Below are 26,610 nucleotides of genomic sequence, written 5' to 3'. Positions count from 1 at the left end.
GCCGCGGGGGTTCTCAAGCCACGGGTGCCGCCGCTGCAAGAAACCGGCGAACCGCTTAGGATGACCTCTCAGGATCGATCGCAAGCGACAGGAAGGCCCGGTGGAAAAAGGCATGACACATGTGTGTGGCGGGTTGCTGGGCGCATTGCTGGTATGGGGCGGCGCAGCCCACGCGCAGAGCAGCGGGACGGCCGTCGCCAAACCGGACAAGGCCAAGCTGTCGTATGCGATCGGCTATCAGATCGGCAGCCAGTTCGCCGGCGGCAAGCCGGACGTGGAGATTCCCGTGCTGGTGAAGGCGATCGAGGATGCCTACGTCAAGCGACGTCCGACCGTATCGATGCAGGACATGCACCAGCAATTGCAGCGTCTCGACCAGCAGCTGCACGCCGATGCGTTGAGCGAGTTCAAGCGCATCGCTGCCGCCAACGCGCGCAAGAGCGCCGCCTTTCTGTCCAGCAACCGGCAGCAGCCGGGCGTGGTGCAATTGCCCTCGGGAATCCAGTACCGGGTGTTGAGCAAGGGCGATGGCAAAGTCAGTCCCAGCGTGACCAGCCTGGTCACGGTGAATTACCGCGGCATGCTGATCGACGGCACCGAGTTCGACAGCACCTGGGCGCACGGAGCGCCGGTCAGCTTCTCCGTCGACAAGGTGATTCGCGGTTGGCAGGACGTGATTCCGCGGATGCATACGGGCGATCGCTGGAAGGTGGTGATTCCGCCGCAGCTGGCTTATGGCGAAGCCGGCGCCTTGCCGCGCATCGGTCCGAACGAGGCGCTGGTGTTCGAGATCGAACTGCTTGCGATCAAGCCCGATCCGGCCCGGCCGTAAGCCGCGCGGTGCTAATATCCGGGGTCATGTCGAATGATCCCGCCCTCGCTCAAGACGCCTCCGCCGAGACCCCGCTGACGCCCTGCATCGGCACCTGCCGGCTGGATGATCGTGGCTATTGCGTCGGCTGCCAGCGTAGCGGCGAGGAGATCGGGCGCTGGCGCATGATGAGTAACGCCGAGCGCTTGCACGTGATGCAGCAGATACTGCCGTTGCGCCGGCAACCATGATCGACGACCGGATCGACGGTCTGGTCGATGCGTTGCTGCCGCTTTCGGCGCCACCGACCGGGCCGGGCTGGAACCATGCCGACATGTCGCAATTGCTGGGCACCAGCAAGCGCCGCCCGGCGGCCGTGCTGGTGGGATTTCGCGAAGGCGTGCAACCGCGGCTGGTGCTTACCGTGCGCAACGACAGCCTGCAGGCACACGCCGGGCAGGTCGCCTTTCCCGGTGGCGGTAGCGACCCTGCCGACGGTGATGCGCTGACCACCGCCTTGCGCGAAAGCGAGGAGGAGATCGGCCTGGACCGCAGGCTGGTGACACCGCTCGGCTATCTGGATCGCTTCGAGACGATCAGCGGCTTCTGCATCACGCCGGTGGTGGCCAGGATCGACATCAGTGCGCGCCTGTATCCGTCACCCGACGAAGTTTCCGAAGTGTTCGAGGTGCCGCTGTCGTTCCTGCTGGAACCGGCCAACCTGCGGCGCTACACCATGGAGTTCCGCGGCCAGCAACGGCCGATGGTGGAGTTCGTCCATGGCGGTCATCGCATCTGGGGCGCGACCGCCGCCATGCTTTACAACCTGCTGGAGAGGATGGGCCGCACATGACGCTGAAAACCACCTTGATCGATGCCGTCGAACTGGCGGCGCTTTCCCCGGAAGCGGTATTGATTGTCGACTGCCGCTTCGAACTGGGTGATGCGGAGAAGGGCGCGCGCGATTATCGGGAGGGCCACGTCCCTGGAGCCGTCTACGCCAGCCTCGATCACGACCTGTCGGATCTGTCGCGTCAAGCCGAGGGATTGGGGCGTCATCCGCTGCCGCTGGAAACCGCCTTCAACACGATGCTGTCGCGCTGGGGCTGGCAACCCGGCATGCAGGTAGTGAGTTACGACACTGCTGGCGGTGCACTGGCGGCGGCCCGGCTGTGGTGGTTGCTGCGCTTGGCTGGCGTGCCGGGTGCGGTGCTGAATGGCGGCTACGCGGCATGGCTGGCCGCGGGTCTGCCGATCGAGTCCGGTGCGACCGCGCCGCGGCCGGCCAGCAAGGTATCCCTGCATTACAACGCCAGCCAGGTGTTGCTCGACCATGCTGCCGTCGCCGACGGCGCAGCTGGCCAATTGCTGGATGCCCGGGCGGCGCCACGCTATCGCGGCGACGTCGAGCCGCTGGATCGCGTCGGCGGCCATGTGCCCGGTGCGCTGAATCGGCCGTTCGCCGACAACCTCGACAGCACTGGCCGCTTCAAGCCGGCGGCGCAACTGCGCGAGGAGTTCACCACGGCACTGCATGGTGCCGCACCGGCAACCGTGATCCACAGCTGCGGCTCCGGCGTCACCGCCTGCCACAACCTGCTGGCGATGGAGTACGCCGGTTTGCATGACTCGCGCTTGTACGCGCCGTCGTGGAGCGGCTGGGTCAGCGACCCGGCGCGGCCGGTGGCCACCGGCGACGCCTGAGCACAGCGGTCCGCGTTATTCCGATGCGGATGAGTTCGTGCGGTCAAAGGGAAGAATTTGCGCAGACGGCAGCAGATGCTGGCGCAGCAGGTCGAGCGGGCGGTGGTATTTCATGTTGTGGCGCGTGTTGCGGCCCAGCGCGGGGTGCTTGAACAGGCCATTCCAGTCGCGCGCCGCGGCTTCCGGGAGGGAGTGGTCGCTGTGTTCCAGCGTCATCCACAGCTCGAACTTGCGCTGGTTGAGCGAGGAAACCAGGCTGCGATCGCGGGTGGCAGCGAAGGCGAAGCCGGCGTCGAAGCCGTGCAGCTCTGCATCCACGCCCGGGCCGTGCAGGCCATGGTGCTCGGCGAGGGTGGCGAACTGCAGCAGCGCGCGCTCGTGCAGCACGCGCAGGTTCGCCGCGTTGCCCGGCAGCACCAGCAGCGCGCCGGTGGCGGCATTGAGCAGCACCACGAACGGCTGCCGGCGCCAGACCTCGATGTCCGCATACCACTCGCCCAGCGGGTTCGCCTCGGGCGCGGGTTCGGGTGGCTTGGCCGGCTGCTTCAGGCGCTTGAGCAGCTTGGCGGTGCAGCGCAGCACGGTCATGCCACGCGCACCTGGCCGTTCATCAGCAGGGGGAGGAGCCAGTCGCGGACTTGGGTGAGTTCGATGTTTTCCACTTCGGCCTGTTGTTGTCTTTTGACGATAGGTTCGATCTGCTTGCAGAAGGTGTTGGTCACCGATTTGTCGGGAAGAACCGCATGCACGGACTTCAGGACGCCGCCGGAGATTTCCACGAAGGTTGAGCCGGATGCGTACTGGATGATCGTGGGCAGCGATCTTTTGACGGCGTAGTAGACGAACGAGGTGCCGTAGCCTTTCGTTGGAACGAACGATTTGAAGCCTTGGTTCGTGGTCACCGGGTTGAGCGCGATGGCCAGATAGCCGACGGGTGCGCGCGAACTCATCAGCACCGTCCCCGCCGGATACAGCGTCAGCGAGGCGCTGCGTTTACCCGCCTCGGACACATCCGTCTCGCCACGGGCGATGAATTTGTTGCTCTTGTTGTTCGACAGATCCTTGGGCGTGATCCACGGGATCATCCCCTTGCCAAAGTGTTCCGGGTTCGCAGTCGATGGCGTACTGCCGCCGACGATCTGGCCGAGATCATCCAGCGATCCCGCCTCCCATCCCGCCGGAATCTCGCGCTTGAGGGTGTCGTTCCAGACCATCGCGCCGCCGCTGGACTTGTAGGGGCGACCGTGGGCGTCGGGGAAGTCGAACTGCACGAACCAGTAGTCGTAGATCGTCTTCGCCAGCGCCTCCAGCTCGGCGTTGATGCGGTGGTTGAGGTCGATCTTGGCGTCGAGGCCGGAGAGGACGGCGGCGATTTTTTTCTGTTCATCGAACTCAGGTAGCCACAACGGCAATCTGCCTAGCACGCCTTCATTAAGGGAAGGCATGATTGAGCCGGAACTGTTGCTCAGCAACCATTTGCCAATGGCCGGTGATCTGAACTGGTAGCTAACAAACATGCTGTCTACGGCGCCCGACAGTCGTAGCCGAATTCCATCGGATCCAAGAAACCAGCCCGACTCCTTGAGACCAATAAGCGCATTTCGGTCTATGCCGCCCTTACGGCCAAATACGATGTCGCCTTCTTCAAGCAAGAATTGCGGCAGCCGTCGCTGAACGTCTTCGGGAACCCTTGGGGTTCGCTCCAGAACTTCGATGTAACCACATCGAATCTCGCCTACGGAAACAACGGGAACGCCCACGTCCGAATACTCAGCGGCCTTCAGCACCGTTCCGAACGGACCTGTTTGAATCGTGGCAAACCCCTGCTCCCGAAGCTTCCCCAACGACGTCTTCAACCAATCAACGTTCAAAGGTTAAAGCCTCCAGCTTGCCGACGATTTGTTGTTCTAACCCGTGCGACTCGGTGAAGAGATCGCGGAGGCGTCTATCGAAGCTACGCAAAGAGTTCTCAAACTCTTGCGAAGTCAGATCGACATATTCAATCTTTACTTCAAAATACTGCCCCGCACTCAACGAATAATTCTTCGCCGCGATCGCCGCGTGATCGACCACCACCGAGAAATCCTCCACCGCTTCGCGGGCGTTGAAGGTGTCCACGATGCGCTGTTCCTCGGCGCCACTCAGCAGAGTCTTCTGGTTCTTGCCCTCCTTGACCTTCTCGCCCAGCGCGGAGGCGTCGATCAGCACCACGCCGTCACGGTTGGTGGTGTCCAGGAACAGGATCGACACGTTGGTGCCGGTGGTGGCGAAGATGTTGCTGGGCATGGAGACCACGCCGGCGATCATCTGCTCGTCCACCAGCTTCTGGCGGATGCGCAGCTCGATGCCGCTGCTGGCGGTGATGAAGCCGGTGGGCACGACCACGGCGGCTTTGCCGCCGGGTTTGAGGCTGGCGATGATGTGCTGGATGAACAAGAGGTAGATCGCCATCTTGTCCTTGGCCTTGGCCGCTACCTTGGGAATGCCGGCGAAGAAGCGGCTGGCGTTGGCGTCCGATTCCAGGTCGTCGCGGAAGTCGCTGAAATCCATCTTGAACGGCGGATTGGAGACGATGTAGTCGAAACGACGCAGCGCTTTTCCCTCCTTGTGCACCGGATGCAGGATGGTGTTGCCCTGGGTGATGTGCGGGATGGAGTGCACCAGCTTGTTGAGCACCAGGTTCAGGCGCAGCAGGCTGGAGGATTTCTGCGAGATGTCCTGCGACCAGATGCTGCAATGGTCTTCGCCGATGGCATGGGCGAGCGCCATCAACAAGGTGCCCGAGCCCGAGGCGGGGTCGTAGCAGGTGACGTTTTTCACCGTGCCGCGCTGGTCTTGCGGCACCAGGATGTCGGCCATGATGGTGGCCACCGCGTGCGGGGTGTAGTACTCGGCGTATTTGCCGCCGTTGTCCTTGTTGTAGTCCTTGATCAGGTATTCGAACAGGGCGGCGTAGAAGTCGTACTTCTGCTCGAACAGTCGCTCGAAACTCACCCCCACCAGCTTGTTGAACAGCGCGCGCACGAAGCCGTCGCGCTTGTCGGCGCTGCCGGTGACGTATTCGCTCAAGCGGTCGAACAGCGGCACCTTCTCGCCGTCGTCGGTCTGCACCGCGAAGATCTCATTGTTGGCCACGGCGATGGCGATCAGGGTGTCGTCCCACAATTTGGCGAAGCCGGGTTCGCTCTGGCGGTTGAACAGGCTGGGGATCAGCTGGTCGACGGCAAGGCGCGGTGTTTCCGCAGGCAGCATGTCTTGCAGGTCTTGCTGCGCCTCTTCGGGCAGTGCCTGCCAACCGACGATCCAGTCATCCACGCCGGCCAGCGCCGGGCAAGCGCGCTTCATCTCGTAGGCGAACTTGTCGCACAGCAGCTTGTACAGAAAGGTCTGCACGATGATCTTGTATTCGTTGCCGTCGTTGCCGAGGCCGTTGCTGGCGCACACGGCCTTGAGGCCGTCGATCAGGTCGCGGGTTTGTTGCTGGTAGCTGGGGTTCATGGCGGTCTGTGTGGGGGTGGGATGGGGTCGGTTGCTGCCCATCAGTGGTAGTCGTCTTCGCGCTGGTGGCGCACGGCGAGGATGGTGAGGGTGTGCTCGTCTTCGATGTCGAACAAGGCGACGTAGCCGGCGTGGCCGAAAGGGATGACCAGCTCGCGCAGGAAGGGGTTGGCGTCGTCCACCTTGCGGCAGGAAAACGGCATGTCCGCCAGAAACGCGTAGCCGCGCTCGATCGCCGCGCGTGCGCGCAGGGCCGCGGGGTAGTCCACGGGTGCGAGGAAATCCAGCAGGCGTTCGAGATCGTGCTGCGCGGCCTGGCTGATCCGGACCCGGAAACTCACCGGGCGTCGGGTTTGTGCCTGGCGAGAATGGCGTCCAGGCCCGCGAGCGATTCATTGACCGTGAAGTACACGCCGGTGCGCTTGGCGTCTTCCCGCGCCGCCAGACCGCGGGCGATGAACTCGGCTTGCATGTGGCGGCGATTCACCTCGTCGCGCAGGGACTGTTCCATGAAACTGGACAAGGTCTCGCCCTCGCGCAGTACGGATTCGGCCGCTTGGCGCAGCTCGGGAGCGACACGCAGGGGCGGCAAGGTGGCGGTTTTCATGGCGGCATCCTCTTGCATAGCATTTGCGATACAACGCTAGCACGGTCAGCGCCGGGCCGCCAGCAACGGGGGTTCATCCCCGGTCGAACGGCAGGCGCCCCTGGGATTCACCCAGGTATTCGCCCACCAGCAGCCGCTGGATCAGGCGGCGGGTGTCGGCATCCGGCTCGGGCGGCTTGTCCTGGAAGTGGCGCATCACGATGGGCATCACGCTGCGCTCGAAGAACGCCGGGTTGCCCAGCAGTGCGCGGTTGCCCAGCACGGCGCCGTCCATGTCGCGTTTGATGCCGACCAGCGCAGCGTGCAGGCGGGTCTGGTTGTCGCCGAGGCGGTACGAGCCCAGCAGGCGCTTGTGCACACGCATCAGCTTGGTGTCGCCGCCGTAGCGGGCGGCGAGGTTGGCGTTGGCCTGGTTGAGTGTGCGGGCGTGCTGTTCGATGGCGCGCAGCGCGGTGATGTTCGCCTGCATTTCCTGCTGGCTCACTTCGCTGAGTTTCTTGGCCTTGAACAGGCGCTCCAGTTCGTCCTTGAGGCTGATCCAGGCCGGGTCTTGCGGGTCCTGGGTGGAAGCCAGGGTTTCGCGGGTGCGGCGCAGGATGTCCTTCAGTTCGTCGGCCAGCTTCAGTTCGGCCTCGCCGATTTTCTCGAACTTGAAGATCACGTCTTCCAGCGCCTGGTTGAGCAGGCCGGAGGTGTCGTCGGCGTGTTCCAGCTGGTGCTTGAGGTTGAGCGCGGCCAGCGCGTTCTGCGCTTCGATGTGCAGCAGGCGCAGCTTGCGGAAATCGAGCAGGCCGGCGAGTTGCTCGTGGTCGCCGAGGCGGATCAGGTTGTACAGCTCGCGTGCCTGGGTGAGCGCCCTGACGATGGCGAGCAGCTGCTGGCGGTCATGGATCTGGCCGACCTGCTGCGAGAACAGCTCGGCGTCATCCAGCGAAAAGGCGAACAGCGCCTCGCGGATGGCCTCGACGCTGGCGCGGATCTCGGCCTCGCTCATGAACAGCTGGCTGTAGTGCTCGATCTCGTCGCCCAGTTCGGAGGTGAGCTCGTCGTAGTAGTCGCGGTTGGCCTTGTCGAATTCGGCCTGGATGTCAGCGAAGTCCACCACGTAGCCGTAGCGGAACTTGCCGTAGCGGCGGTTGACCCGGGTGAGCGCCTGCAGCAGGTTGTGGTTCTTGATGACGCGGCCGAAGTAGAGCTTCTTGAGCCGCGGCGCGTCGAAGCCGGTGAGCAGCATGTTGTAGACGAATAGCAGGTCGATCCTGCCCTTCTTGTAGGCCTTGACCTGGTCTTCGCGCGACTGCTTGTCGCCCTCGTCGTGCAGGATCAGCGCGGCGCTGAGCGGCTGCCTGGCGTAATGGGCGGCATCCTCGGCCACGCGATCCTGCCGGTAGGCGGCGTCGTTGGCCGGCTCGGCCACGATGGGCCGCGCTTCCTGCTGCATGAGCTGCTGGAACTGGCGGTGCAGCTCGCGCGCCTGCTCGGCGCTGTCGCAGATCACCATGCCGCCGATGCTGTCGTCGCCGAAGGTGATACGGGACTGCACGAAGTCGCGCAGGATGTAGTCGAGCATGGCGCCGACGAAGTGCTTGTGGGCGTACAGCGTCTTGCGCTCGATGCCGCCCTGTTGCACCTCGATCGCCGCCAGTGCCTGCTGCAGCTGCATCCTGTAGCGGGTGGCAATTTCCTCGCGGATCAGGCGCAGGGTGTAGCCGTCGGCGATGGAGGCGTTGTAGTAGTACTTGTGGATGTAGTCGCCGAACAGCGCCTTGGACTGCAACTGCTCGCCGATCAGCGGCGTGCCGGTGAGGCCGATCTTGATCGCGCTGCGATCGGACTGTTCCAGGTTGGCAAGGAAGCTGCCTTTCGGGTTGTAGCTGCGGTGCACCTCGTCGAGGAAATACACGCGCTGCACGGCGAGGTTGTAGTCCTGCGCGGCGACGACGTCCGGGTCGTCCTTGAACTTCTGGATGTTGACCACGGTGATCTCGGCCGCGCCACGGTCATTGCGGGCGGCTCCGCTCTGTTTGATGTCGCGGGCGAAGGCGTCGCGGCTGTCAATCACGTGCACGGTGAGGCCGCGCAGGCGGAATTCGTCGCGCGCCTGCTTGAGCAGGTCCAGCCGGTCGACGATGAAATAGAACCGCGGTACTTGTCCGCGCTGCTGAAACCAGTCGGTGAGAAAGCGCACGTTGTAATACGCCAGCGCGGTCTTGCCGCTGCCCTGGGTGTGCCAGATGATGCCCTTGCGCGTGCCGGCTGCGAGTCGCTCGGCGATGGCCAGCGTGGCAAACAGTTGCGGGTAGCGCATCACGTGCTTCTGGATGCCTGCTTCCTCGTCCAGCCAGGCGAAGGCGTATTGCAGGATGAAGGCAAGCCGCTGGCGACTGAACAGCGAGGTGAGCAGTCGGTGGGTCGGGGTGTCGGCGGCCTTGTTGCGCTCGAACTCCGGCGTGCCCTTGATGCTGACCAGATTGGTGTCGGTGAGGATGGCGTCTTCGGTGGCTTCGGACAGCGGCGCGACGAAGCCGACAAGCTCGGCCTGACGCTCTTCGCGGAAATAGTTGAAGTGCGCCTCGCCGTAGGTGGATGCGGCGTAGAACGCGCCCTGCACGGGATCGATGGCCGCCTCGTCGTACTCCATGTTGTTGGAGAACACCTGCAGCTGGATCAGGTTGAAGAAGTGGCGGAACTTGCGGTTGGCGTGGCGGCGATCCATGCGCCGGCGCTCTTCGAGCACGCCGCCGGGATTCATGCGCTTCTTCGCCTCGATGATCGCCAGCGGCAGGCCGTTGACCAGCAGGGTGATGTCGGGGCGGAAGTTGTCCTCGCCGTTTTCGAAGGGAAGTTCGGTGACGGCGTGCCAGCTGTTGTTGTCAAGGTTATCAAAGTCGATCAGGCGCACGCCCGAACGGGCACTCAGGCGCTTGTGGAAGGCCTTGCCGAGGTCTTCGTGTTGAAGTTCAAGGCGGATCTGGTCGAGCAGGGCAGGTACATCTTCCTGACGCAAGTCAGGATTGATGCGCAGTAATGCCGGTTCGAAGATCTCAGGGAAGAGGTTGCTGCGCGTATCCCGGTGCGCGTGCTTCAGCGAAAGATAGTCATAGCCCAGTCGCGTGAGGTGCAGCAGAGCCGGAATCTTGACCCGCGAATCTTCGTTGAATGTTGTCATTCGGCGCTCCCCATCCAAGCCGGAATGTCACGCTTCGTGTGCAGCACCCGGCCCACGTCGATGCGATCTTTGTGCTCGACGCAGAGCAACTGGCAAAGATTGCCATGGGAGTGTGCGTTGAATGGCAGGGGGGCCGCAAGCTGGACGATGGAGGAGTTTTGGCCGTGGTTTGCAGGGGCGTACTCTGTGCGCGAGGCTCCTCGGAGAAGAGCTTTCGCACACAGTCTGGCTTCTACCTGGCGTTTATTTCTTTGCTTTCAGCTTGGCTACCAGCGCCTGCAGCACGGTCTGTGTTTCCGGGTGGAAGAACGCGTCGACGAATGCGTCCAGTGGCAACGCGTCGAGATCGGCATAGGCGTCGGCAAGGTCCGCACGGGCCAGCTGGCGGGTGGTCAACATCGCATGCGACGGAAGCGCCAGCAGTTCGCCGAGCCAGTGGAGGGCGCGGGTGGTGACCTGGTCGATACCGGTCAGCTCGTCGACGAACCCGCAGGCCAGCGCTTGGTCCGATTCGAGCATCGCGCCGGCCACCAGCAACCGCTCGGCGCGGTAGGTGCCGACCACGCGACGCAGGGCCAGCTGGATCGACTCCGGCACGATCAGGCCCACCTGCACTTCGTTCAGGCCGATCCGGAACGGGCCGGAGGCCATCACCCGGTAGTCGCAGAACAGCGCCAGCACGGCGCCGCCGGCGGGGCTGTGTCCGGTGATCGCGGCGACCAGCGGGATCGGCGCGCGGGCGAGCGTGGCGCACAGCGCGAAGAATTCGCCCCAGTACTCCCTTACGCCGACGCGATCGCACGCGAGCAGGGCGGGCACGTCGACGCCGGCCGAGAACAGGCCCTGTGCGCCGGACAGCACGATGCCGCGCGAGCCGTCACGCACGGCAGCGTCGACGGCGCTGCGCAGCGCACGCACGAGCTCCAGGTTGAGTGCGTTGACCGGTGGCCGCGCCAGCTGGATCTCGCGGATCGCATGGTCGTGATTGATCAGGTTGAGCATGGTGGACTCCGGTCAATGATTATTGCGGTTGGTCGTCGGCGGTCCAGCTGTAGCGCACCGCGTAGTCGAGCACGACCTTGCCGTTGGCCGGTACCTCGACGCGGAACTCCAGCGTGTCCGGATTCTGCTGGCTGGGTTTGCTGCTGGACGAGACCAGTGTCCACTGGCGCCAGCGGGAAGGGTGCTCGCGCACGGTGACGACGCGGGCACTGTCCCCGGCATTGCTGAGGTTGATGCGGAAGGCTTCGTCCATCGTGCGGGCCGCCTTGTCGATGCTGAAGCTGGTGCGTTCGCGTTCGGCGCGCAGGTCGAACGCGGTGCCCAGGGTAATCGTGGCGTCGCTGCCTTTGGGCGTATCGTCGATGCGGCCTTCGCCGATGAATTGCGGCGTGCCGTTGCGGTCGGCGGTGAGTACGCGCAGATAGCCTGCCGGCAGGCTGTCGAACGCTTTCAGCTTCAGCGTGCTGACGACCGTGTTGCCGCCGCCCTGGTTGAAATCACGGTTCGTGTTCGGCTGCTGCGGCTGGTAGCTGCTGCCGTTCTCGTACAGCGCGGTTTGCGTGCAATCCAGGGTGCGGCTGGCATACAACGGCACCTGGCTGACGCTGCCGTCGGGCAGGTCGACGGCGCCGGGCAGGGTGTAGCTGCGGTAGTCGCCGATACTGTCCTGTTGCGGCATGTCGGCCTTGGCGCTGTAGCCGCGCGCCATCGCCATCATCGGCTGCGGTGCCGAAGGTTTGGCCATGTTCGGTTCGCCCGCGATCAGGGTGATCTGCGCATCGTGCCAATCGCGTCCGCTACGGTTGGCGATGCTGGCGCGCGACTCGAACTGCATGCGGCAGCCTGCGCCGGGTTGCAGCGTGGCCACGTAGGCCGCGCGCCAGCCGAGGCCGGAGGTGGGGTAGCTGAGCACGGCACGTGCGTTCCCGGCACGTGCGGCATCCACCCGCAGGCTCAGGCTGGAGCCGAGCGGGAAGTCGCCGTCCGGGCTGCGCACGGCGGCGTAGTTGCGCACCAGCGTCGTGCCCGACGGACTGCGCACCAGCAGCCCGTCGCCAGCGCGCAACAGGGTGCCGCTGGCCAGGGTTTCGCCGTTGCTGCCCAATACGGTGATCGCGCGGCCGACCAGCCCGGTCAGCGCCGCATTGGAGCCCTGCGCCAGCAACAGACGCTGCGACATGACCTTCGCGTTGCCGTCGGGAAAGCCCAGCGCCAGGGCCTCGGCGTCCAGTGCGTTGGGCAGGTCGCCGATCACCACGTCGTGGGTGCCGCTGGCCAGCTTCAGCGAGCGCTGTTCGCGGACCACCGCATAGCCGTCATTCACGCTGCCGCTGTCATTGCTGGCGTACAGCGGGGCACTGTCGCTGCGGTAAACGGTCAGCGAGCTGGCATCGGCAGCATGAACTGTCGCGGTGCCGAGCAGGGCGGTGATGCAGGCAACTGCCAAGGCGTGTCGGTGCGCTGTCGTCTGGGGCGTTGTCTTCACGGGCAAACTCCATCCTGGGGTGAGAAGTGATGATAGCGGTGGGGGGTGAAAGGCGACGTCGATGCGATCAACGCACGGTGGTCAAGGCGTCGGGTCGGCAGCCCCGGCGACTTCGCGAATGCTTGCCGGCAGCGGTACCGGTTTGCCGGTGGCGGGGTTCATCCACACCATCACCACGTGGCCATCGCTGTACAGGCAGTCCGGCTTGTCGGCGTCGACGATGCGATGGGCGATCGTCATCGAGCTGTTGCCCAGTCGCGTGCAGCGCAATTCGACGTGCAGCGACGCCGGCCATGGAATCGGACGGCGGTATTGCAGCTCGCTCGCGGCCAGCACCGGCATGGAGGCCTCGTCGAACCAGTCACGGACATGCTGCAGCCACTGCAGTCGCGCTTCTTCCAGGTAAGTGAGGAAGTTGGAGTTGTTGACGTGGTTGAACGCGTCGAGATCGCGCCAGCGCACTCTGAGGGCGGCGACGAATAGCGGCGGGTCTGCCACGGCGTTGGCTGGTGCGCTGGCAGGCGTCACGACGGCTGCTTCAGCCGCCGCGGTGCTGGATTTTCGTGGACTCATGCAGGTTTCTTCTTCTTTCCGCTTCCGCGCATCGGTTTGTATTTGTCGGCCGATGCGATGTGTTTGGTGGCCGCCTTGACGCGCTTGGCCGCGCCCGGCTTTTTGGGTTTGCCCGGTTTCAGGTGCGGCGCGAGGAAGTGACCGGTGTGCGACGCGGGCGTCGACGCCACGGTTTCCGGCGTGCCGGCGACCAAGATGCGTCCGCCACCGGCGCCGCCTTCGGGGCCGAGATCGACCACCCAGTCGGCGGTCTTGATCACGTCCAGATTGTGCTCGATCACCACCACCGTATTGCCCTGGTCGACCAGCTGGTGCAGCACGTCGAGCAGCTGCTCGATGTCGTGGAAGTGCAGGCCGGTGGTGGGCTCGTCGAGGATGTACAGGGTGCGGCCGGTGTCGCGCTTGGACAGCTCCTTGGACAGCTTCACGCGCTGCGCTTCGCCACCGGACAGCGTGGTCGCGCTCTGACCGAGCTTGATGTAATCCAGGCCCACCGCGCGCAGGGTGTCGAGCTTGCGCGCGATGGTGGGCACGTGTTCGAACAGCTTCAAGGCGTCTTCGACGGTCATGTCGAGCACGTCGGCGATCGTGTGGCCCTTGTACAGGATTTCCAGCGTTTCGCGGTTGTAGCGCTTGCCGTGGCAGACGTCGCAAGGCACGTAGACGTCAGGCAGGAAGTGCATCTCCACCTTGATCATGCCGTCGCCTTCGCAGGCCTCGCAGCGACCGCCGCGCACGTTGAAGCTGAAGCGGCCCGGCGTATAGCCGCGCGCCCGCGCCTCCGGCACCTGCGAGAACATGTCGCGCAACGGCGTGAACAAGCCGGTATACGTGGCCGGATTGGAGCGAGGCGTACGACCGATCGGTGACTGGTCGATATCGACCACCTTGTCGAACAGGTCCATGCCCTGCACCGACTTGTGCGGTGCTGCCTGGCCGCCGGCGCCGTTGAGTTCGGCCGCAGCAAGACGGAACAGGGTGTCGTTGACCAGGGTGGATTTGCCCGAACCGGACACGCCGGTGACGCAAGTGAACAGGCCGGCCGGAATCGCCAGGTCGACGTTCTTCAGGTTGTTGCCGCTGGCGCCCTTCAAATGCAGCCACGAGTCGTCATCGATCGGTTGGCGGCGTTCCTTCGGCACCTCGATTGCGCGCGCGCCGGACAGGAACTGGCCGGTAACCGAGCGCGGTGAATCCAGCATGTCCTGCACGCTGCCCTGCGCCACGATTTCGCCACCGTGCACACCGGCGCCAGGGCCGATGTCGAGCACGTGGTCAGCCATGCGAATCGCGTCTTCGTCATGCTCGACCACGATCACCGTGTTGCCAAGGTCGCGCAGCCGGGTCAGCGTGCCGAGCAGGCGCTCGTTGTCGCGCTGGTGCAGGCCGATCGAGGGTTCGTCCAGCACGTACATCACGCCGACCAGCCCCGCGCCGATCTGGCTGGCCAAGCGGATGCGTTGTGCTTCGCCACCGGACAACGAATCGGCCTGGCGATCCAGCGTGAGGTAGTTGAGGCCCACGTCGTTGAGGAAGGTCAGCCGCTCGTGGATTTCCTTGACGATCTTCACCGCGATCTCGCCGCGCCAGCCAGTCAGCTTGAGGTCGGCGAAAAACGCCAGCGCATCGTCGATCGAGCGATGGGTCAGCGACGGCAGCGCGTGGTCGGCGACGAACACGTTGCGAGCCGAGCGATTCAGCCGCTGGCCTTCGCAGGCCGGACAGGGCTGGTCGCTGATGTACTTGGCCAGTTCCTCGCGCACGGCGGAGGATTCGGTTTCCTTGTAGCGCCGGTCGAGGTTCGGCAGGATCCCCTCGAACGCATGTTCGCGGGTGACCTTGCCGCCGCGTTCGGTGATGTACTTGAATGCGATCTTGTCCTTGCCGCTGCCGTACAGCACGGCTTTCTGGACGTCTGCGGGCAGCTGCTGCCATGGCGTGTCCACGGCAAAGCCGTAGTGCGCCGCCAGCGACAGGATCAACTGGAAGTAGTGGGCGTTGCGCCGGTCCCAGCCGCGCACCGCGCCACTGGCCAGTGACAGTTCGGGATGGCCGACCACGCGCGCGGGATCGAACACCTGGGTCACGCCCAGGCCGTCGCAGGACGGGCATGCACCCACCGGCGAGTTGAACGAGAACAGCCGCGGCTCCAGTTCGGGCAGCGAGTAATCGCAAACCGGGCAGGAGTAGCGTGACGACAGCAGCTGTTCGGTCGCGTCGGGTGCATCCATGTTGGCCAGGATCACCAGGCCGTCGCCCAGCCGCAGTGCGGTCTCGAACGATTCGGCCAGGCGCTGCTTGATGTCGTCGCGCGGGCGGAAGCGGTCGATCACCACTTCAATCGTGTGTTTCTGGCGCAGGGTCAGCGGCGGCACCGCGTCGAGGTCGTAAACCGTGCCATCGACCCGGGCCCGCACGAAACCTTGTGCGCGCATCTGCTCGAACACCTGTACGTGCTCGCCCTTGCGCTCACGGATCACCGGCGCCAGCAACATGAAGCGCGTCTCGGCGTCCAGCGCCAGGGTGGCATCGACCATCTGGCTTACCGTCTGCGCTTCCAGCGGGATGCCGTGGTCGGGACAGCGCGGCGTGCCGACGCGGGCGTACAGCAGGCGCAGGTAATCGTAGACCTCGGTGATCGTGCCGACCGTGGAGCGCGGGTTGTGCGAGGTGGATTTCTGCTCGATCGAGATCGCCGGCGACAGACCTTCGATGTGGTCGACGTCGGGCTTCTCCATGATCGACAGGAACTGCCGCGCATACGCGGAAAGTGATTCCACGTAGCGCCGCTGCCCCTCGGCATAGATGGTGTCGAACGCCAGTGACGACTTGCCCGAGCCTGACAGGCCGGTGATCACGATCAACTTGTCGCGAGGCAGGTCGAGGTCGATGTTCTTGAGATTGTGCGTGCGAGCGCCGCGGATTCGAATAGTGTCCATGGACCGCGTATATGGGGGGGATTGATTACTATACCAAGGAGTTCTGATGGTTCAGTGCGAAATGGCCGATGGCGCGGCCTGCTTTCACTCATCACGCTGGCTGTGGCTAAATGACCGTCCGAGTCGAACGGAGACATCTCATGCAGAAGTGGACAGGCATTGCCGCTGCAGTCGTGCTGGCGCTGGGCGCCGCCGGACAGGCTGCTGCCGCGCAGCCCAGCGAGAAGCAGGTGCGCGAGTTGTTCCAGTTGATGCACATGGATCGGATGTTCGGTCAGATGAACACCCAGATGGCTGGCGTGATGGGGCAGGCCGTGCCGTGCGTCCCGGCGAGCTACTGGCAGGGCTTCATCGATGCCAGCGGCAGCCAGCAGTTGCTGGCCCAGATGGTGCCGATCTACCAGCGCCACTTCACCGCCGAGGATGTCACCGGATTGCTGAAGTTCTACCGCTCGCCGCTGGGCCAGAAGGTCATCACGCAAATGCCGGTGACCATGGCCGAAGGCATGAAGGCTGGGCAGGCCTGGGGGCGCGAGCGCGGACAGGCCATGATCAAGCAGCTGCAGGAAAAAGGTACGCTGGACGCCGACGGCCGCTGCCCGGCCAGTCCTGCCGCCACCCCATCGGTCAAGGTGCCGAAATCCGGCCGCTGACAGGCTCCGGGATGGGCTATTCGGTCTGACCTGCCCCGGTTCAGCGATTGTCGTGGTCAGTAATTGACCAGCGCGGGGCCACCTCACTATAATCCGCGGTTCGCCAGACCCGAAATGGTCATGGCGATACCCAAGAGAATAACGACAGAAGGGCATTCCCATGAGTTACGCAGTCATCAAGACCGGTGGCAAGCAGTACCGTGTCATGCAGGGCGACGTCCTGCGCGTGGAGCTGTTGACCGCCGAAGAAGGCGCCAGCATCAGCTTCGACCAGGTGTTGCTGGTCGGTACCGGTGAGTCGATCGTGGTCGGCGCGCCGATCATCGAAGGCGCCACCGTCAGCGCCACCGTTCGCAAGCACGGCCGTGCCGACAAGATCCGCATCATCAAATTCCGCCGCCGCAAGCATTACAAGCGTCAGCAGGGTCACCGTCAGCATTTCACTGAAATCGAGATCACGGGCATCAACGCCTGAGCAACTGGAGCATTGAGTCATGGCACATAAAAAAGGCGTAGGTTCCAGCCGCAACGGTCGCGATTCGAACCCGAAATACCTCGGCGTCAAGATCTATGGCGGCCAAGCCATCGAAGCCGGCAACATCATCGTGCGTCAGCGCGGCACCCAGTTCCATCCGGGTGTGGGCGTGGGTCTGGGTCGTGACCACACGTTGTTCGCGCTGATCGACGGCACCGTCAAGTTCGCCATCCGTGGCGACAAGAACCGCCGTTTCATCGACGTCGTCCAGGCGTAAGCCGTTCGCGACGCGATAACGAAGGCCCCGCTTCGGCGGGGTTTTTGTTTTTCAAGCGGGGAACGGGGAACAGGGAACGTGTGCTTCCCGGTACCCTGTGACTATTGCTCCCTGGTTGTCGCTGTTTTTGCTTTTGCTGTTTCCCGTTCCCCGTTCCCCGGATCCCCCATGAAATTCGTCGACGAAGCAAACATCAAGGTTATGGCCGGTGACGGCGGCAATGGCTGCATCAGCTTTCGCCGCGAAAAGTTCATCCCGTTCGGCGGCCCCGATGGCGGCGACGGTGGGTTTGGCGGTTCGATCTGGCTGGTGGCCGACGAAGGGCTGAACACGCTGATCGACTTCCGCCACCAGCGCAGCTTCAAGGCCAAGCGCGGCGAGAACGGCATGGGCAGCCAGATGTACGGCAAGGGTGGCGAAGACACCACGATCCGCGTGCCGGTCGGCACCATGATCACCAACATCGACACCGACGAGGTGATCGGCGACCTCACCAGCCACGGCCAGCGCATGCTGGTGGCGCAAGGCGGCAAGGGCGGTCTGGGCAACATCCATTTCAAGACCTCGGTGAACCGCGCGCCGCGCAAGGCCACGCCGGGTACGCCAGGCGACGTGCGCGAGCTGAAGCTGGAGCTGCGCCTGCTGGCGGACGTCGGCCTGCTCGGTTTTCCGAATGCAGGCAAGTCGACTTTCATCCGCGCCGTGTCGGCCGCGACCCCGCGCGTGGCGGACTACCCGTTCACCACGCTGCACCCGAACCTTGGCGTGGTCAGCCTGGGCACCGACCAGAGTTTCGTGATCGCTGATATTCCCGGATTGATCGAAGGTGCCTCCGAAGGTGCCGGCCTGGGCATCCAGTTTCTGCGTCATGTGTCGCGCACCAGCCTGCTGCTGCATATCGTCGACATCGCGCCGATCGACGGCTCCGACGTGGCCGGGCAGGTGCGGGCGATCGAGCAGGAGCTGGAGAAGTTCAACCCCGAACTGCTCGAGCGTCCGCGCTGGCTGGTGCTGAACAAGGCCGACCTGCTGGCCGAGGACGAGCGTCAGGCGGCTGCGGAGCAGGTTGTCGCGGAACTGGGCTGGACCCAGCCGTGGTTCCTGGTCTCCGCGGCGACGCGCGAAAACACCATGCCGGTGTGTCAGCAGGTGCAGCGTTTCTTCGAGTCGCAGCGCGAGGAAAGCAGGGAGCGCACCGACATGCTGCCGCACGACGTGCGCTTGCGCGGGGAAGCACCGCAGGATTGATGAATGCTGTCGGGGCTTCGGCCCCGACTCACGTTTCCACTGCCGGTCCTGATCCAGATCAAGGGCCGGACGACGTTTCGCTGCCAGAATGTCATCGCTGCTCGCGGCGATGACGCCATGACCTCAGCCGTCGCCAGGCACGCCCCACGAGGGCTTTTTTAACGCCTTGGTGCGAGAATGATTATCAATCACATATTTTCCAGGCAGAATCCCGCCATGAAACGTCTGTTGCCCTTGCTGTTCGCACTCCTGTTGCCGCTGCTAGCCCACGCCGCCGACGTATCCAGCGTCACGCTCACCCTGAAAGACCACCGTTATCAGCCCAGTGAATTGCACATTCCGGCCAATACACGGATCAAGCTGGAGCTGATCAATACCGACCCGTCGCCCGAGGAATTCGAGAGCGATGACTTTCCCGCTGAAAAGATCGTGATGCCGAACAGCCGCATCAGTATTTTCATCGGACCGTTCAAGCCGGGACGTTACCGGTTCTTTGGCGATTTTCATCAGCCGACCGCCCAAGGCACGCTGGTAGTGGAGTAGCGCGATGTGGGCCATAGCCTTGCTGGTATTCAGGGAAGTGCTGGAAGCGGCGCTGATCGTCACCGTGGTCGCGGCGGCCACGCGCGGTGTGCTGCGCCGCGGCTGGTACGTGGGGGGCGGTATTGCGTTGGGGGTGCTGGGCGCGGTGACGGTGGCTCTGTCGGCCAACCTGGTGGCGAACGCCTTCAGCGGCGTGGGCCAGGAGGTGTTCAATGCCGGCATCCTTCTTGCGGCGGTGCTGATGATCGGCTGGCATGTGCTTTGGATGTCCAGCCATGGGCGCGAGCTGAGTCGGCAGATGCAGGCCTTGGGCAGTGCCGTGCACAGCGGCGCCAGCTCGTTGAGCCTGCTTTTGCTGGTGGTGGCGCTGGCCGTGCTGCGTGAAGGCTCCGAGGTGGTGCTGTTCCTCTACGGCATGCGCGCCGGTGGTGCGGATCATCTGTGGGCAGGATTGAGCATCGGCATACTGTGCGGTGCCACCGTGGGGTTCGGCCTGTATGCCGGCCTGTTGCGCATTCCGGTACGGCATTTCTTCGGCGCTACCAACGCCATGCTGGTCCTGCTGGCCGCCGGGCTCGCTTCCACCGCGGCACGCTACCTGATCCAGGCCAATCTTTTGCCGGCGTGGGGCCACCAGCTGTGGGACAGCTCGTGGCTGCTCGGCAACGGCTCGGTACTGGGCCAAACCGTCCATATCCTGGTGGGCTACGATGCCCAGCCAGCGGGCATGCAGTTGGTGTTCTACGGAATGACCTTGTTCGCGTTGTGGGCAGGTGCGCGGTTTACCCAGCGGCGCCAAACCATGCGGCACAGCGCCGCCGCTGTGGCCCCTCAAGTTTGCTGACCGGGCGGTCGATTCGGGGTCATTCCCCGCTGCGCAAGGAGTGCCGTTGTTTGCGCAAGTCGGCCGCCCAAGCCACCATCGCCACCGCCGCGACGATGTCGCCGAACGACACACTGTCGCGTCCCAGTCCGGCGTTGAGCACGCCGTGCAGCACGGGCACGGCCAGCAGAAGCATCAGTCGCGCATAGCCCGATCGAAACAACGCGTACCGGCTCGTGTGTTGGTACCAATACCGGCGCACTGCCAGCCACAAGGCTGGAATGACAACGGTGAGGCCGAGTGCTTCCTGCCCGCATGCGCCCAAGGCCACGCCGACAATAAACATGGCCGGCACGACATACAGGCGTCCTGATCGCTGCAAGGTGTCCGGCTCTGGCCTGACATACCAGATGACCAGCATTGACCAGGCCAGCCACGCTGCCCACAAGGCGCTGGGCACCATCAGGATGCCGATCACGGTGAGCATGAGACTGGAAGCGAAACCGCCGGTCGCCTTGAGGCTGATCAGTGGGGCAAGCAACGCAGCCAGCAACAGGATGACCGCACTGCGGACGCCCCCCAGAATCCATCGCGGTCGCGTGACGTGCTGCGAGTCGGCGGCGGCCAGCCAGAATCCCAGCTGGGTACGGTTGATGCTGGGTGGCAGGTCTTCCGGGTGGCGTTCGCTGACGCTCTGCACGAATTCGGCGATGCGGCGTGGATTGTCGATATGCAGGCCCAGCCACAGCACGGGTAACCAACGAAATGGTCGCTGCAACTGCGCAAGAATCCAGTGCGTCCGCGAGCATTCCAGGGCGGTGCGGAGTTCCAGCCTCGAGCGCAGGCCGGCCTCGTCGGCATCCTGCAACTGCCAAGCCAGGTGCATGCGTCGCTTCACTTGCAGCAGCACCAGCGGGTCGTGCCCGGCCAGCGCATGATCCATGTCGAAGAAGCCCAGCAGCACGTCGCAGCACGCGGACGGCATCGGCGGTACCTGCTGGTACAGCGTTTCAACAAGGCGGCGCCCGGTCCGGCTTTTCAACTGCAGCGACCACAACGCCTGTTCGCTGCCCAGCCATGTGGTCAGTGCGGTAGTGTCCCCAGTGGCCGCCAGTTCGAACGCTTCGACACAGAACGCGTCGACATCGAAGCATGGCGGTGCAGGTGACACGTCTCTGGTTTGATACATGGCAGGCGCGGGTGCAATGGGCGGCAGCGTGGAAACGCGCGAGAGGGGGACGCGTTCGTGAGCCGAATCGGGCGGCGAAGGCGAGGCATCGGCAGCGACGCCGCGGCGATGTTCCAGTGCCATCTGGTACGCGGCGTGCAGACTTTGAAACCCTTCGGGATCATCGTCGGGGCGGGTTACCCGCAGGCGCTGTGCATAGGCCTGCCTGATCGAGCGCTCATCGGCCTCGGGAGTCAGTCCGAGCAGCTCGAACGGTGACATCAGTCCGACTCCAGCGTATCCAGTGCGCGGCCAAGTTCCAGGCGATGGGTGCGGATCACTGCTTCATCCTGGCTTTCCAGCACCGCACGGAAGCGTGCGATCCATCCCTGCAACTGGTCGCGGGCAGTCAGACATTCCTCATACAGGCGCTCCGCGCGCGCCAGCATGGCAAGATTCTCCTGCTTGCCGCGCGGGTGGATCTTGATGTCGGCAAGGGCTGCCAGGCGCTCGCGGATCTGCTCGGCGTCAAGCAGGCCCGGGTTCTGTTCCAGCACCAATTCGTAGCGACGGTCGTCAGCGTGCACGCGCGCCTCGACCTGCAGTACGCCGTTGATGTCGTAGGTGAAACGCATGGTCACGGCGTTTTGCTCGATCGACAGGGCAGGGTTGATGTCCACCGTCAATTCGCCCAGCTTGATGTTCTTTTCCACCAGCGGGCTTTCCCCCTGATAGACGTCCAGTTGCAGTTGTTGCTGGCGTGCGTTGATCGGCAAGAAAGTCTGTTCGCGACTGATCGGCACTGTGCTGTTGCGCTGGATGATCGGTTCAAAGAAGCCGGCAATCGCGCGACCCTGATCATCGCGCCGGGCTATTTCGGTGCCCAGCGAATACGGGCAGACATCAGTGAGAATGACTTCTTCCAGACGTTGGTCGCGCGACTTCATCCCTGCTGCCACGCAGGCACCCTGCGCGATGGCCTGGTCCGGGTTCACGTGACGCAGCGGCAGGCGGCCGAACATTCTCGACACCGTCTTCGCCACCAGTGGCATGCGGCTGGCACCGCCCACCAGAACGATCTCGTCCAGATCCTGCGGCTGCAGCCGCGCGTCTCGCATGGCGCGTTCCAGGGGCGCGCGCATGCGCTGCACCAGTGGTTCGGCCAGCCGATGGAAGCGCGCCTCATCGATCTGCCACGCCAATTGACGCGTGCCGAGCATCATCTCGATCCCTGCATGGCCTTGGCTACCCAGCGCACACTTGGCCGCTTCCAGCCGTCGACGAAGCTGCGCTCGCTGGCTGGCTGCCAGCGACACCGGGTCGAGGCCGAGATCCGTGCGGCAGGCGTGTTCGAGCAGGTCGAGGAAGTCCTCGCCGCCCAGGAAGTTGTCGCCGGCGCTGGCATGGACTTCGACCACGCCGGCAAACATTTCCAGCACCGAAACATCAAACGTGCCACCACCAAGATCGAGCACCAGGAAGCGTGCCCCATCGGGCCTTTCGCGCAGGCCGTAGGCCAGCGCGGCAGCGGTCGGTTCGTTGATCAGCCGTTCAACGCGGATACCTGCCAGCTCGCCAGCGGCGCGGGTGGCCTTGCGCTGCGCGTCGGAGAAGTAGGCCGGTACGCTGATCACCGCCTCGCGAACGGTTTCTCCCAGTGCCGTTTCAGCGTCGCCAATCAATGAGCGCAGGATCAGCGCCGACAGTTCCTCCGGGCGGAAGCTGTGCGCGCCCAGGCGCGTTTCGCGCGAGGTGCCCATCCAGCGCTTGAAACCGGCGACGCTGGCATCGGGATGGCTGACCAAGCGGTCGCGGGCGGTCTGGCCGATCAACACTTGGCCGGTCTCGTCGACGCTCACCACGGATGGCGTGAGGAACCCTCCCAGCACGTTGGGAAACAACCTGGGCCCCCCATCGTCGTAGCAGCCGATCAACGAATGGGTGGTGCCCAAATCAATACCGACAATCATCCGTGACTTCCCCTGTGAAGTCGCCTTGCGTGGAAGAAAGCTTACATGCGGAACACGCCGTACCGTTGTGGTTCGATCGGCGCATTCATCGAGGCTGAAATCGCCAGACCCAGCACGCGGCGGGTGTCGGCGGGATCGATGATGCCGTCATCCCACAGTCGCGCGCTGGCGTAATAGGGGTGGCCCTGGCGTTCGTACTGTTCGCGCAATGGTGCCTTGAAGGCCTCTTCCTCGTCCGCCGACCATTGGCCGCCCTTGGCCTCGATGCCGTCGCGTTTCACGGTTGCCAGCACTGAGGCGGCCTGTTCACCGCCCATCACCGAGATGCGGGCGTTCGGCCACATCCACAGGAAGCGGGCGCCATAGGCGCGGCCGCACATGGCGTAGTTGCCGGCGCCGAAGCTGCCGCCGATCACCACGGTGAACTTGGGTACGTGCGAACAGGCCACTGCGGTGACCATCTTGGCGCCGTCCTTGGCAATGCCGGCCTGTTCGTATTTCTTGCCGACCATGAAGCCGGTGATGTTCTGCAGGAACACCAGTGGCACGTTGCGCTGGTTGCACAGTTCGATGAAATGCGCGCCCTTGAGCGCGCTTTCGGCGAACAGGATGCCGTTGTTGGCGACGATGCCTACCGGATAGCCATGGATATGCGCGAAGCCGCAGACCAGGGTCTTGCCGTAGCGCGCCTTGAACTCGTGGAACTCCGAGCCGTCGACGATGCGGGCGATCACTTCGCGGATGTCGAACGGGCGGCGGGTGTCGGCCGGGATCACTCCGTACAGTTCCTCGGCCGGGTATTTCGGCTCGACCGGCGTGCGCAAGGCCAGCGGCATCTGCTTGGTGCGGTTGAGGTGACCGACGATGTCGCGCGCGATCGACAGCGCATGCGCATCGTTCTCGGCAAAGTGGTCGGCGACACCGGAGATCGCCGTGTGCACGTCGGCACCACCGAGGGTTTCGGCATCGACCACCTCGCCGGTGGCGGCTTTCACCAGTGGTGGGCCGCCGAGGAAGATCGTGCCTTGTTCGCGCACGATGATGGTCTCATCGCTCATTGCCGGCACATAGGCGCCACCGGCGGTGCATGAGCCCATCACCACGGCGATCTGCGGGATGTTCAGCGCGGACATCCGCGCCTGGTTGTAGAAGATCCGGCCGAAGTGTTCCTTGTCCGGGAAGACCTCGTCCTGCAGCGGCAGGAAGGCGCCGCCGGAGTCGACCAGGTAGACGCAGGGCAGGCGGTTTTCCAACGCCACTTCCTGCGCACGCAGATGCTTCTTCACGGTCATCGGGAAATAAGTGCCGCCCTTGACCGTGGCATCGTTGGCCACCACCACCACTTCGGTGCCGTTGACCCGGCCGATCCCGGTGATCAGGCCAGCGGCAGGCGCGGCGTTGTCATACATGCCGTGGGCGGCCAGTGGCGACAGTTCCAGAAACGGCGAACCCGGATCGAGCAGGGCGCGGATGCGCTCACGCGGCAGCAATTTTCCCCGAGTCACGTGCTTTTCCCGCGCCTTGGCACCACCGCCTTCGGCACTGCGAGTCAGCTCGCGCTGCAGGTCGTCGACCACGGCGCGCAACTGCTCGCTGCTGGCCTTGAACTCGGGCGAACGTGGATCGATCTGCGATGCAATGACGCTCATGAATGAAAACTCACGATTTGATTCCCGTCCGGGTTAATTCGCTGATGATAGCGGGCCGCCGCGTTACGGCCAAAACAAACCCGGCGGCGCGGGGAGAAGGCAAAAAAAACGGTCGCACGAGGCGACCGTTTCTTGTTTTGCAGAAGCGGGAAGGGATTAGTGACCCTTCATCGCATCCTTGGCCTTGTCAGCTGCATCCTTCGCGTTGCCAGCAGCGTCCTTCGCAGCGGAGGCAGCCTTGTCGGCGGCGTCAGCAGCGTTGCCAGCGGCGTCCTTCGCCTGCGACATGGCGTCCTTGGAAGCGTCGGTGTTGGCCGGAGCAGCGGCGGAAGCGGCAGCAGCAGCCTGGGCCGCCTGATCTGCAGCCTGACCTGCTGCGTCAGCAGCGGAGTTGGCCTGGGTTGCAGCCTGCTCAGTCGCCTGGGTCGGAGCTGCCGCGGCAGCCTGCTGCGCCTTGTCGGCAGCTTGCTGTGCGGTATCAGCCGACTTCTGGGCGTCCTGCGCGGAATCCTGCGCGCCGTTGCTGCATGCCGCCAACGTCGCGACGAGCGCGGCGGCGAGTAGGGTACGCGTAAACTTCATGGTGGATCTCCTTTGCCGTGGAATGCCGTTTGGCCGTGTATTAATAACGCTTTCCGGAACATTGCGCCAGATGTTTATGGCTGCCCTTCAGTGCGCATTAAAAACAGATTTAACCGACCGTCATGTGAATATCGCGCGATCGTCGCACGACGGTCGTTGAATCAGTCCAGGCACTCGACCGCAATGGCCGTGGCCTCGCCGCCGCCAATGCAAAGGGAAGCCACGCCGCGCTTCAGTCCTCGCTCCTTCAGGGCGTTCAACAAAGTGACCACCAGGCGGGCGCCGCTGGCACCGATCGGGTGGCCCAGCGCGCAGGCACCACCGTTGACGTTGAGCTTTTCGTGGGCGATGCCCAGCTCTCTCATGGGTGTCATGGCGACCACGGCAAAGGCTTCGTTTATTTCCCACAGGTCGACTTCCTCGACTTTCCAGCCGGCCTTGTCCAGCACCTTCTGGATCGCCGCCACCGGCGCGGTGGTGAACCACTGCGGTTCCTGCGAATGGGTGGCATGAGCCACGATGCGGGCCAGCGGCTTCAAACCGCGCTTGTTGGCGTCGTCGGCGGAAAGCAGCACCAGCGCAGCCGCGCCGTCGGAAATGCTGGAGGAGCTGGCGGCGGTAATGGTGCCGTTTTCCTTGCGGAAGGCGGGCTTCAGTGTGGGGATTTTGGCCACGTCGGAGCGGCCGGGTTGTTCGTCGGTATCGACCACGACGTCACCCTTGCGACCGCTTACCGTCACCGGCACGATCTCGCCGGCGAAGGCGCCGTTCTGCTGCGCGGCCTTGGCGCGGTTGACCGACTCGATCGCGAAGGCGTCCTGCTCTTCGCGGGTGAAGTGGTACTTGTCGGCGCACAGCTCGCCAAACACCCCCATCGCCTTTCCGTCATAGGGGTTGGTCAGGCCGTCCCAGGCCATGTGATCCACCAGTTGGCCATCGCCATAACGGATGCCGATGCGTGCGTTGACCATGTGCGGCGCGTTGGTCATCGACTCCATGCCGCCAGCCACCACCACGGTGGCCGAGCCGGCCTTGATCAGATCGGTGCCCAGCATGATCGCCTTCATGCCCGATCCGCAGACCTTGTTGATGGTGGTGCAGCCGGTGCCGACCGGCAGGTCTGCGCCCAGCGCGGCCTGGCGCGCGGGTGCCTGGCCGAGGTTGGCGGGCAGCACGCAGCCCATGATCACTTCGCTGACATCGGCCGGGGCCACGCCGGACTGGTCCAGCGCCGCGCGAATCGCGACCGAGCCCAGCTTGGTGGTGGGGACGCCGGTGAACTGGCCCAGGAACGAGCCGATCGCTGTGCGCTTTGAACCGACGATGACGACGCTGACATCCGACATGGATAACTCCGCTTGCAAGATCAGGTGGGGCGCGAACGCCTGAATGAAAACTTGCTGATTATCGCAGTCCGCCGCGAAACTCGGCAA

The 26,610-nt window shown here is 64.1% G+C and carries 23 protein-coding genes and 1 pseudogene; 9 read left to right on the top strand and 15 right to left on the bottom strand.

From position 1 onward, the window contains the following. Positions 1-112: 112 nt before the first annotated feature. From ACVWWQ_RS04295 to ACVWWQ_RS04285, 3 genes and pseudogenes are all read left to right on the top strand, one after another. Complete coding sequence (locus ACVWWQ_RS04295) at positions 113-832, top strand: FKBP-type peptidyl-prolyl cis-trans isomerase (RefSeq protein WP_133949715.1); 720 nt, start codon at positions 113-115, stop codon at positions 830-832. Positions 833-858: 26 nt separating this feature from the next. Continuing rightward, positions 859-1,664: pseudogene (locus tag ACVWWQ_RS04290) on the top strand (NUDIX hydrolase). Further along, positions 1,661-2,515 (top strand): sulfurtransferase, encoded by an 855-nt coding sequence (locus tag ACVWWQ_RS04285; RefSeq protein ID WP_133949719.1) that lies wholly within the window; start codon positions 1,661-1,663, stop codon positions 2,513-2,515. Before ACVWWQ_RS04290 ends, ACVWWQ_RS04285 begins: the two are co-directional and overlap by 4 nt. 15 nt (positions 2,516-2,530) lie before the next feature. Here ACVWWQ_RS04285 and ACVWWQ_RS04280 read toward each other — a convergent pair whose 3' ends face one another. The 10 genes from ACVWWQ_RS04280 to uvrA all read right to left on the bottom strand — a co-directional run bounded on the left by ACVWWQ_RS04280 (position 2,531) and on the right by uvrA (position 15,789). Further along, positions 2,531-3,103 carry a DUF6933 domain-containing protein gene (locus ACVWWQ_RS04280; RefSeq protein WP_133949721.1) on the bottom strand — a complete coding sequence of 191 codons (573 nt, stop codon included), beginning with the start codon at positions 3,101-3,103 and terminating at the stop codon, positions 2,531-2,533. Further along, positions 3,100-4,371 carry a restriction endonuclease subunit S gene (locus ACVWWQ_RS04275; protein ID WP_133949723.1) on the bottom strand — a complete coding sequence of 424 codons (1,272 nt, stop codon included), beginning with the start codon at positions 4,369-4,371 and terminating at the stop codon, positions 3,100-3,102. The genes ACVWWQ_RS04280 and ACVWWQ_RS04275 overlap by 4 nt, the downstream gene beginning before the upstream one ends. A gap of 4 nt (positions 4,372-4,375) precedes the next feature. Next, the gene (locus tag ACVWWQ_RS04270) at positions 4,376-6,013 is read right to left on the bottom strand and encodes an HsdM family class I SAM-dependent methyltransferase (protein ID WP_457383311.1); all 1,638 of its coding nucleotides are present in this window, start codon (positions 6,011-6,013) and stop codon (positions 4,376-4,378) included. A 41-nt stretch (positions 6,014-6,054) separates the two neighbouring features. After that, on the bottom strand, positions 6,055-6,354 hold the full coding sequence (locus ACVWWQ_RS04265; protein WP_008213279.1) for a type II toxin-antitoxin system RelE/ParE family toxin: 300 nt from the start codon (positions 6,352-6,354) through the stop codon (positions 6,055-6,057). Continuing rightward, a complete protein-coding gene (locus tag ACVWWQ_RS04260; protein WP_133949727.1) occupies positions 6,351-6,620 on the bottom strand; it encodes a YlcI/YnfO family protein in 270 nt (89 codons plus the stop codon). Before ACVWWQ_RS04260 ends, ACVWWQ_RS04265 begins: the two co-directional genes overlap by 4 nt. A 73-nt stretch (positions 6,621-6,693) precedes the next feature. Then, positions 6,694-9,789 (bottom strand): type I restriction endonuclease, encoded by a 3,096-nt coding sequence (locus ACVWWQ_RS04255; RefSeq protein WP_133949729.1) that lies wholly within the window; start codon positions 9,787-9,789, stop codon positions 6,694-6,696. A gap of 243 nt (positions 9,790-10,032) precedes the next feature. Further along, a complete protein-coding gene (locus ACVWWQ_RS04250) occupies positions 10,033-10,791 on the bottom strand; it encodes an enoyl-CoA hydratase/isomerase family protein (RefSeq protein WP_133949731.1) in 759 nt (252 codons plus the stop codon). A gap of 19 nt (positions 10,792-10,810) precedes the next feature. Further along, a complete protein-coding gene (locus ACVWWQ_RS04245; RefSeq protein WP_133949733.1) occupies positions 10,811-12,277 on the bottom strand; it encodes a DUF4139 domain-containing protein in 1,467 nt (488 codons plus the stop codon). 81 nt (positions 12,278-12,358) lie between these two features. Beyond that, positions 12,359-12,850, bottom strand: a complete 492-nt coding sequence (locus ACVWWQ_RS04240; protein ID WP_133949736.1) for an acyl-CoA thioesterase — start codon at positions 12,848-12,850, stop codon at positions 12,359-12,361. Continuing rightward, entirely contained in the window at positions 12,847-15,789 is a 2,943-nt protein-coding gene (gene uvrA / locus ACVWWQ_RS04235; RefSeq protein WP_133949738.1) for an excinuclease ABC subunit UvrA, read from the bottom strand. The genes ACVWWQ_RS04240 and uvrA overlap by 4 nt, the downstream gene beginning before the upstream one ends. A gap of 140 nt (positions 15,790-15,929) precedes the next feature. Here uvrA and ACVWWQ_RS04230 point away from each other — a divergent pair, with 140 nt between their 5' ends. The 6 genes from ACVWWQ_RS04230 to ACVWWQ_RS04205 all read left to right on the top strand — a co-directional run bounded on the left by ACVWWQ_RS04230 (position 15,930) and on the right by ACVWWQ_RS04205 (position 19,829). Continuing rightward, positions 15,930-16,442, top strand: coding sequence for a DUF2059 domain-containing protein (locus ACVWWQ_RS04230; protein ID WP_099651768.1), 513 nt, complete (start codon positions 15,930-15,932; stop codon positions 16,440-16,442). A 160-nt stretch (positions 16,443-16,602) separates the two neighbouring features. After that, positions 16,603-16,917: a 50S ribosomal protein L21 gene (gene rplU, locus ACVWWQ_RS04225; RefSeq protein WP_099651769.1), complete on the top strand. Its 315-nt coding sequence runs from the start codon at positions 16,603-16,605 to the stop codon at positions 16,915-16,917. Positions 16,918-16,936: 19 nt separating this feature from the next. Next, on the top strand, positions 16,937-17,194 hold the full coding sequence (rpmA, locus tag ACVWWQ_RS04220) for a 50S ribosomal protein L27 (protein ID WP_133949740.1): 258 nt from the start codon (positions 16,937-16,939) through the stop codon (positions 17,192-17,194). A 168-nt stretch (positions 17,195-17,362) separates the two neighbouring features. Further along, the gene (gene cgtA, locus ACVWWQ_RS04215; RefSeq protein ID WP_133949742.1) at positions 17,363-18,442 is read left to right on the top strand and encodes an Obg family GTPase CgtA; all 1,080 of its coding nucleotides are present in this window, start codon (positions 17,363-17,365) and stop codon (positions 18,440-18,442) included. Positions 18,443-18,658: 216 nt separating this feature from the next. Further along, complete coding sequence (locus tag ACVWWQ_RS04210; protein WP_133949744.1) at positions 18,659-18,985, top strand: cupredoxin domain-containing protein; 327 nt, start codon at positions 18,659-18,661, stop codon at positions 18,983-18,985. Between the two features lie 4 nt (positions 18,986-18,989). After that, positions 18,990-19,829 (top strand): FTR1 family protein, encoded by an 840-nt coding sequence (locus ACVWWQ_RS04205; RefSeq protein WP_133949746.1) that lies wholly within the window; start codon positions 18,990-18,992, stop codon positions 19,827-19,829. Positions 19,830-19,848: 19 nt separating this feature from the next. Here ACVWWQ_RS04205 and ACVWWQ_RS04200 read toward each other — a convergent pair whose 3' ends face one another. The 5 genes from ACVWWQ_RS04200 to ACVWWQ_RS04180 all read right to left on the bottom strand — a co-directional run bounded on the left by ACVWWQ_RS04200 (position 19,849) and on the right by ACVWWQ_RS04180 (position 26,523). Next, a complete protein-coding gene (locus tag ACVWWQ_RS04200; RefSeq protein WP_133949748.1) occupies positions 19,849-21,258 on the bottom strand; it encodes a J domain-containing protein in 1,410 nt (469 codons plus the stop codon). After that, positions 21,258-22,946, bottom strand: a complete 1,689-nt coding sequence (locus ACVWWQ_RS04195) for a molecular chaperone HscC (protein WP_133949750.1) — start codon at positions 22,944-22,946, stop codon at positions 21,258-21,260. The genes ACVWWQ_RS04200 and ACVWWQ_RS04195 overlap by 1 nt, the downstream gene beginning before the upstream one ends. Before the next feature lie 41 nt (positions 22,947-22,987). Then, a complete protein-coding gene (locus ACVWWQ_RS04190; RefSeq protein ID WP_133949752.1) occupies positions 22,988-24,595 on the bottom strand; it encodes a carboxyl transferase domain-containing protein in 1,608 nt (535 codons plus the stop codon). Positions 24,596-24,751: 156 nt separating this feature from the next. Then, positions 24,752-25,177 (bottom strand): hypothetical protein, encoded by a 426-nt coding sequence (locus ACVWWQ_RS04185; protein WP_099651777.1) that lies wholly within the window; start codon positions 25,175-25,177, stop codon positions 24,752-24,754. A 161-nt stretch (positions 25,178-25,338) separates the two neighbouring features. Continuing rightward, entirely contained in the window at positions 25,339-26,523 is a 1,185-nt protein-coding gene (locus ACVWWQ_RS04180) for an acetyl-CoA C-acyltransferase (protein WP_133949754.1), read from the bottom strand. Positions 26,524-26,610 lie beyond the last annotated feature (87 nt).

It is taken from the genome of Rhodanobacter sp. TND4EL1 (assembly GCF_054061035.1).
Note: the sequence above shows the minus strand (reverse complement) of the source record. Positions and strands in the feature narration are given on the sequence as shown.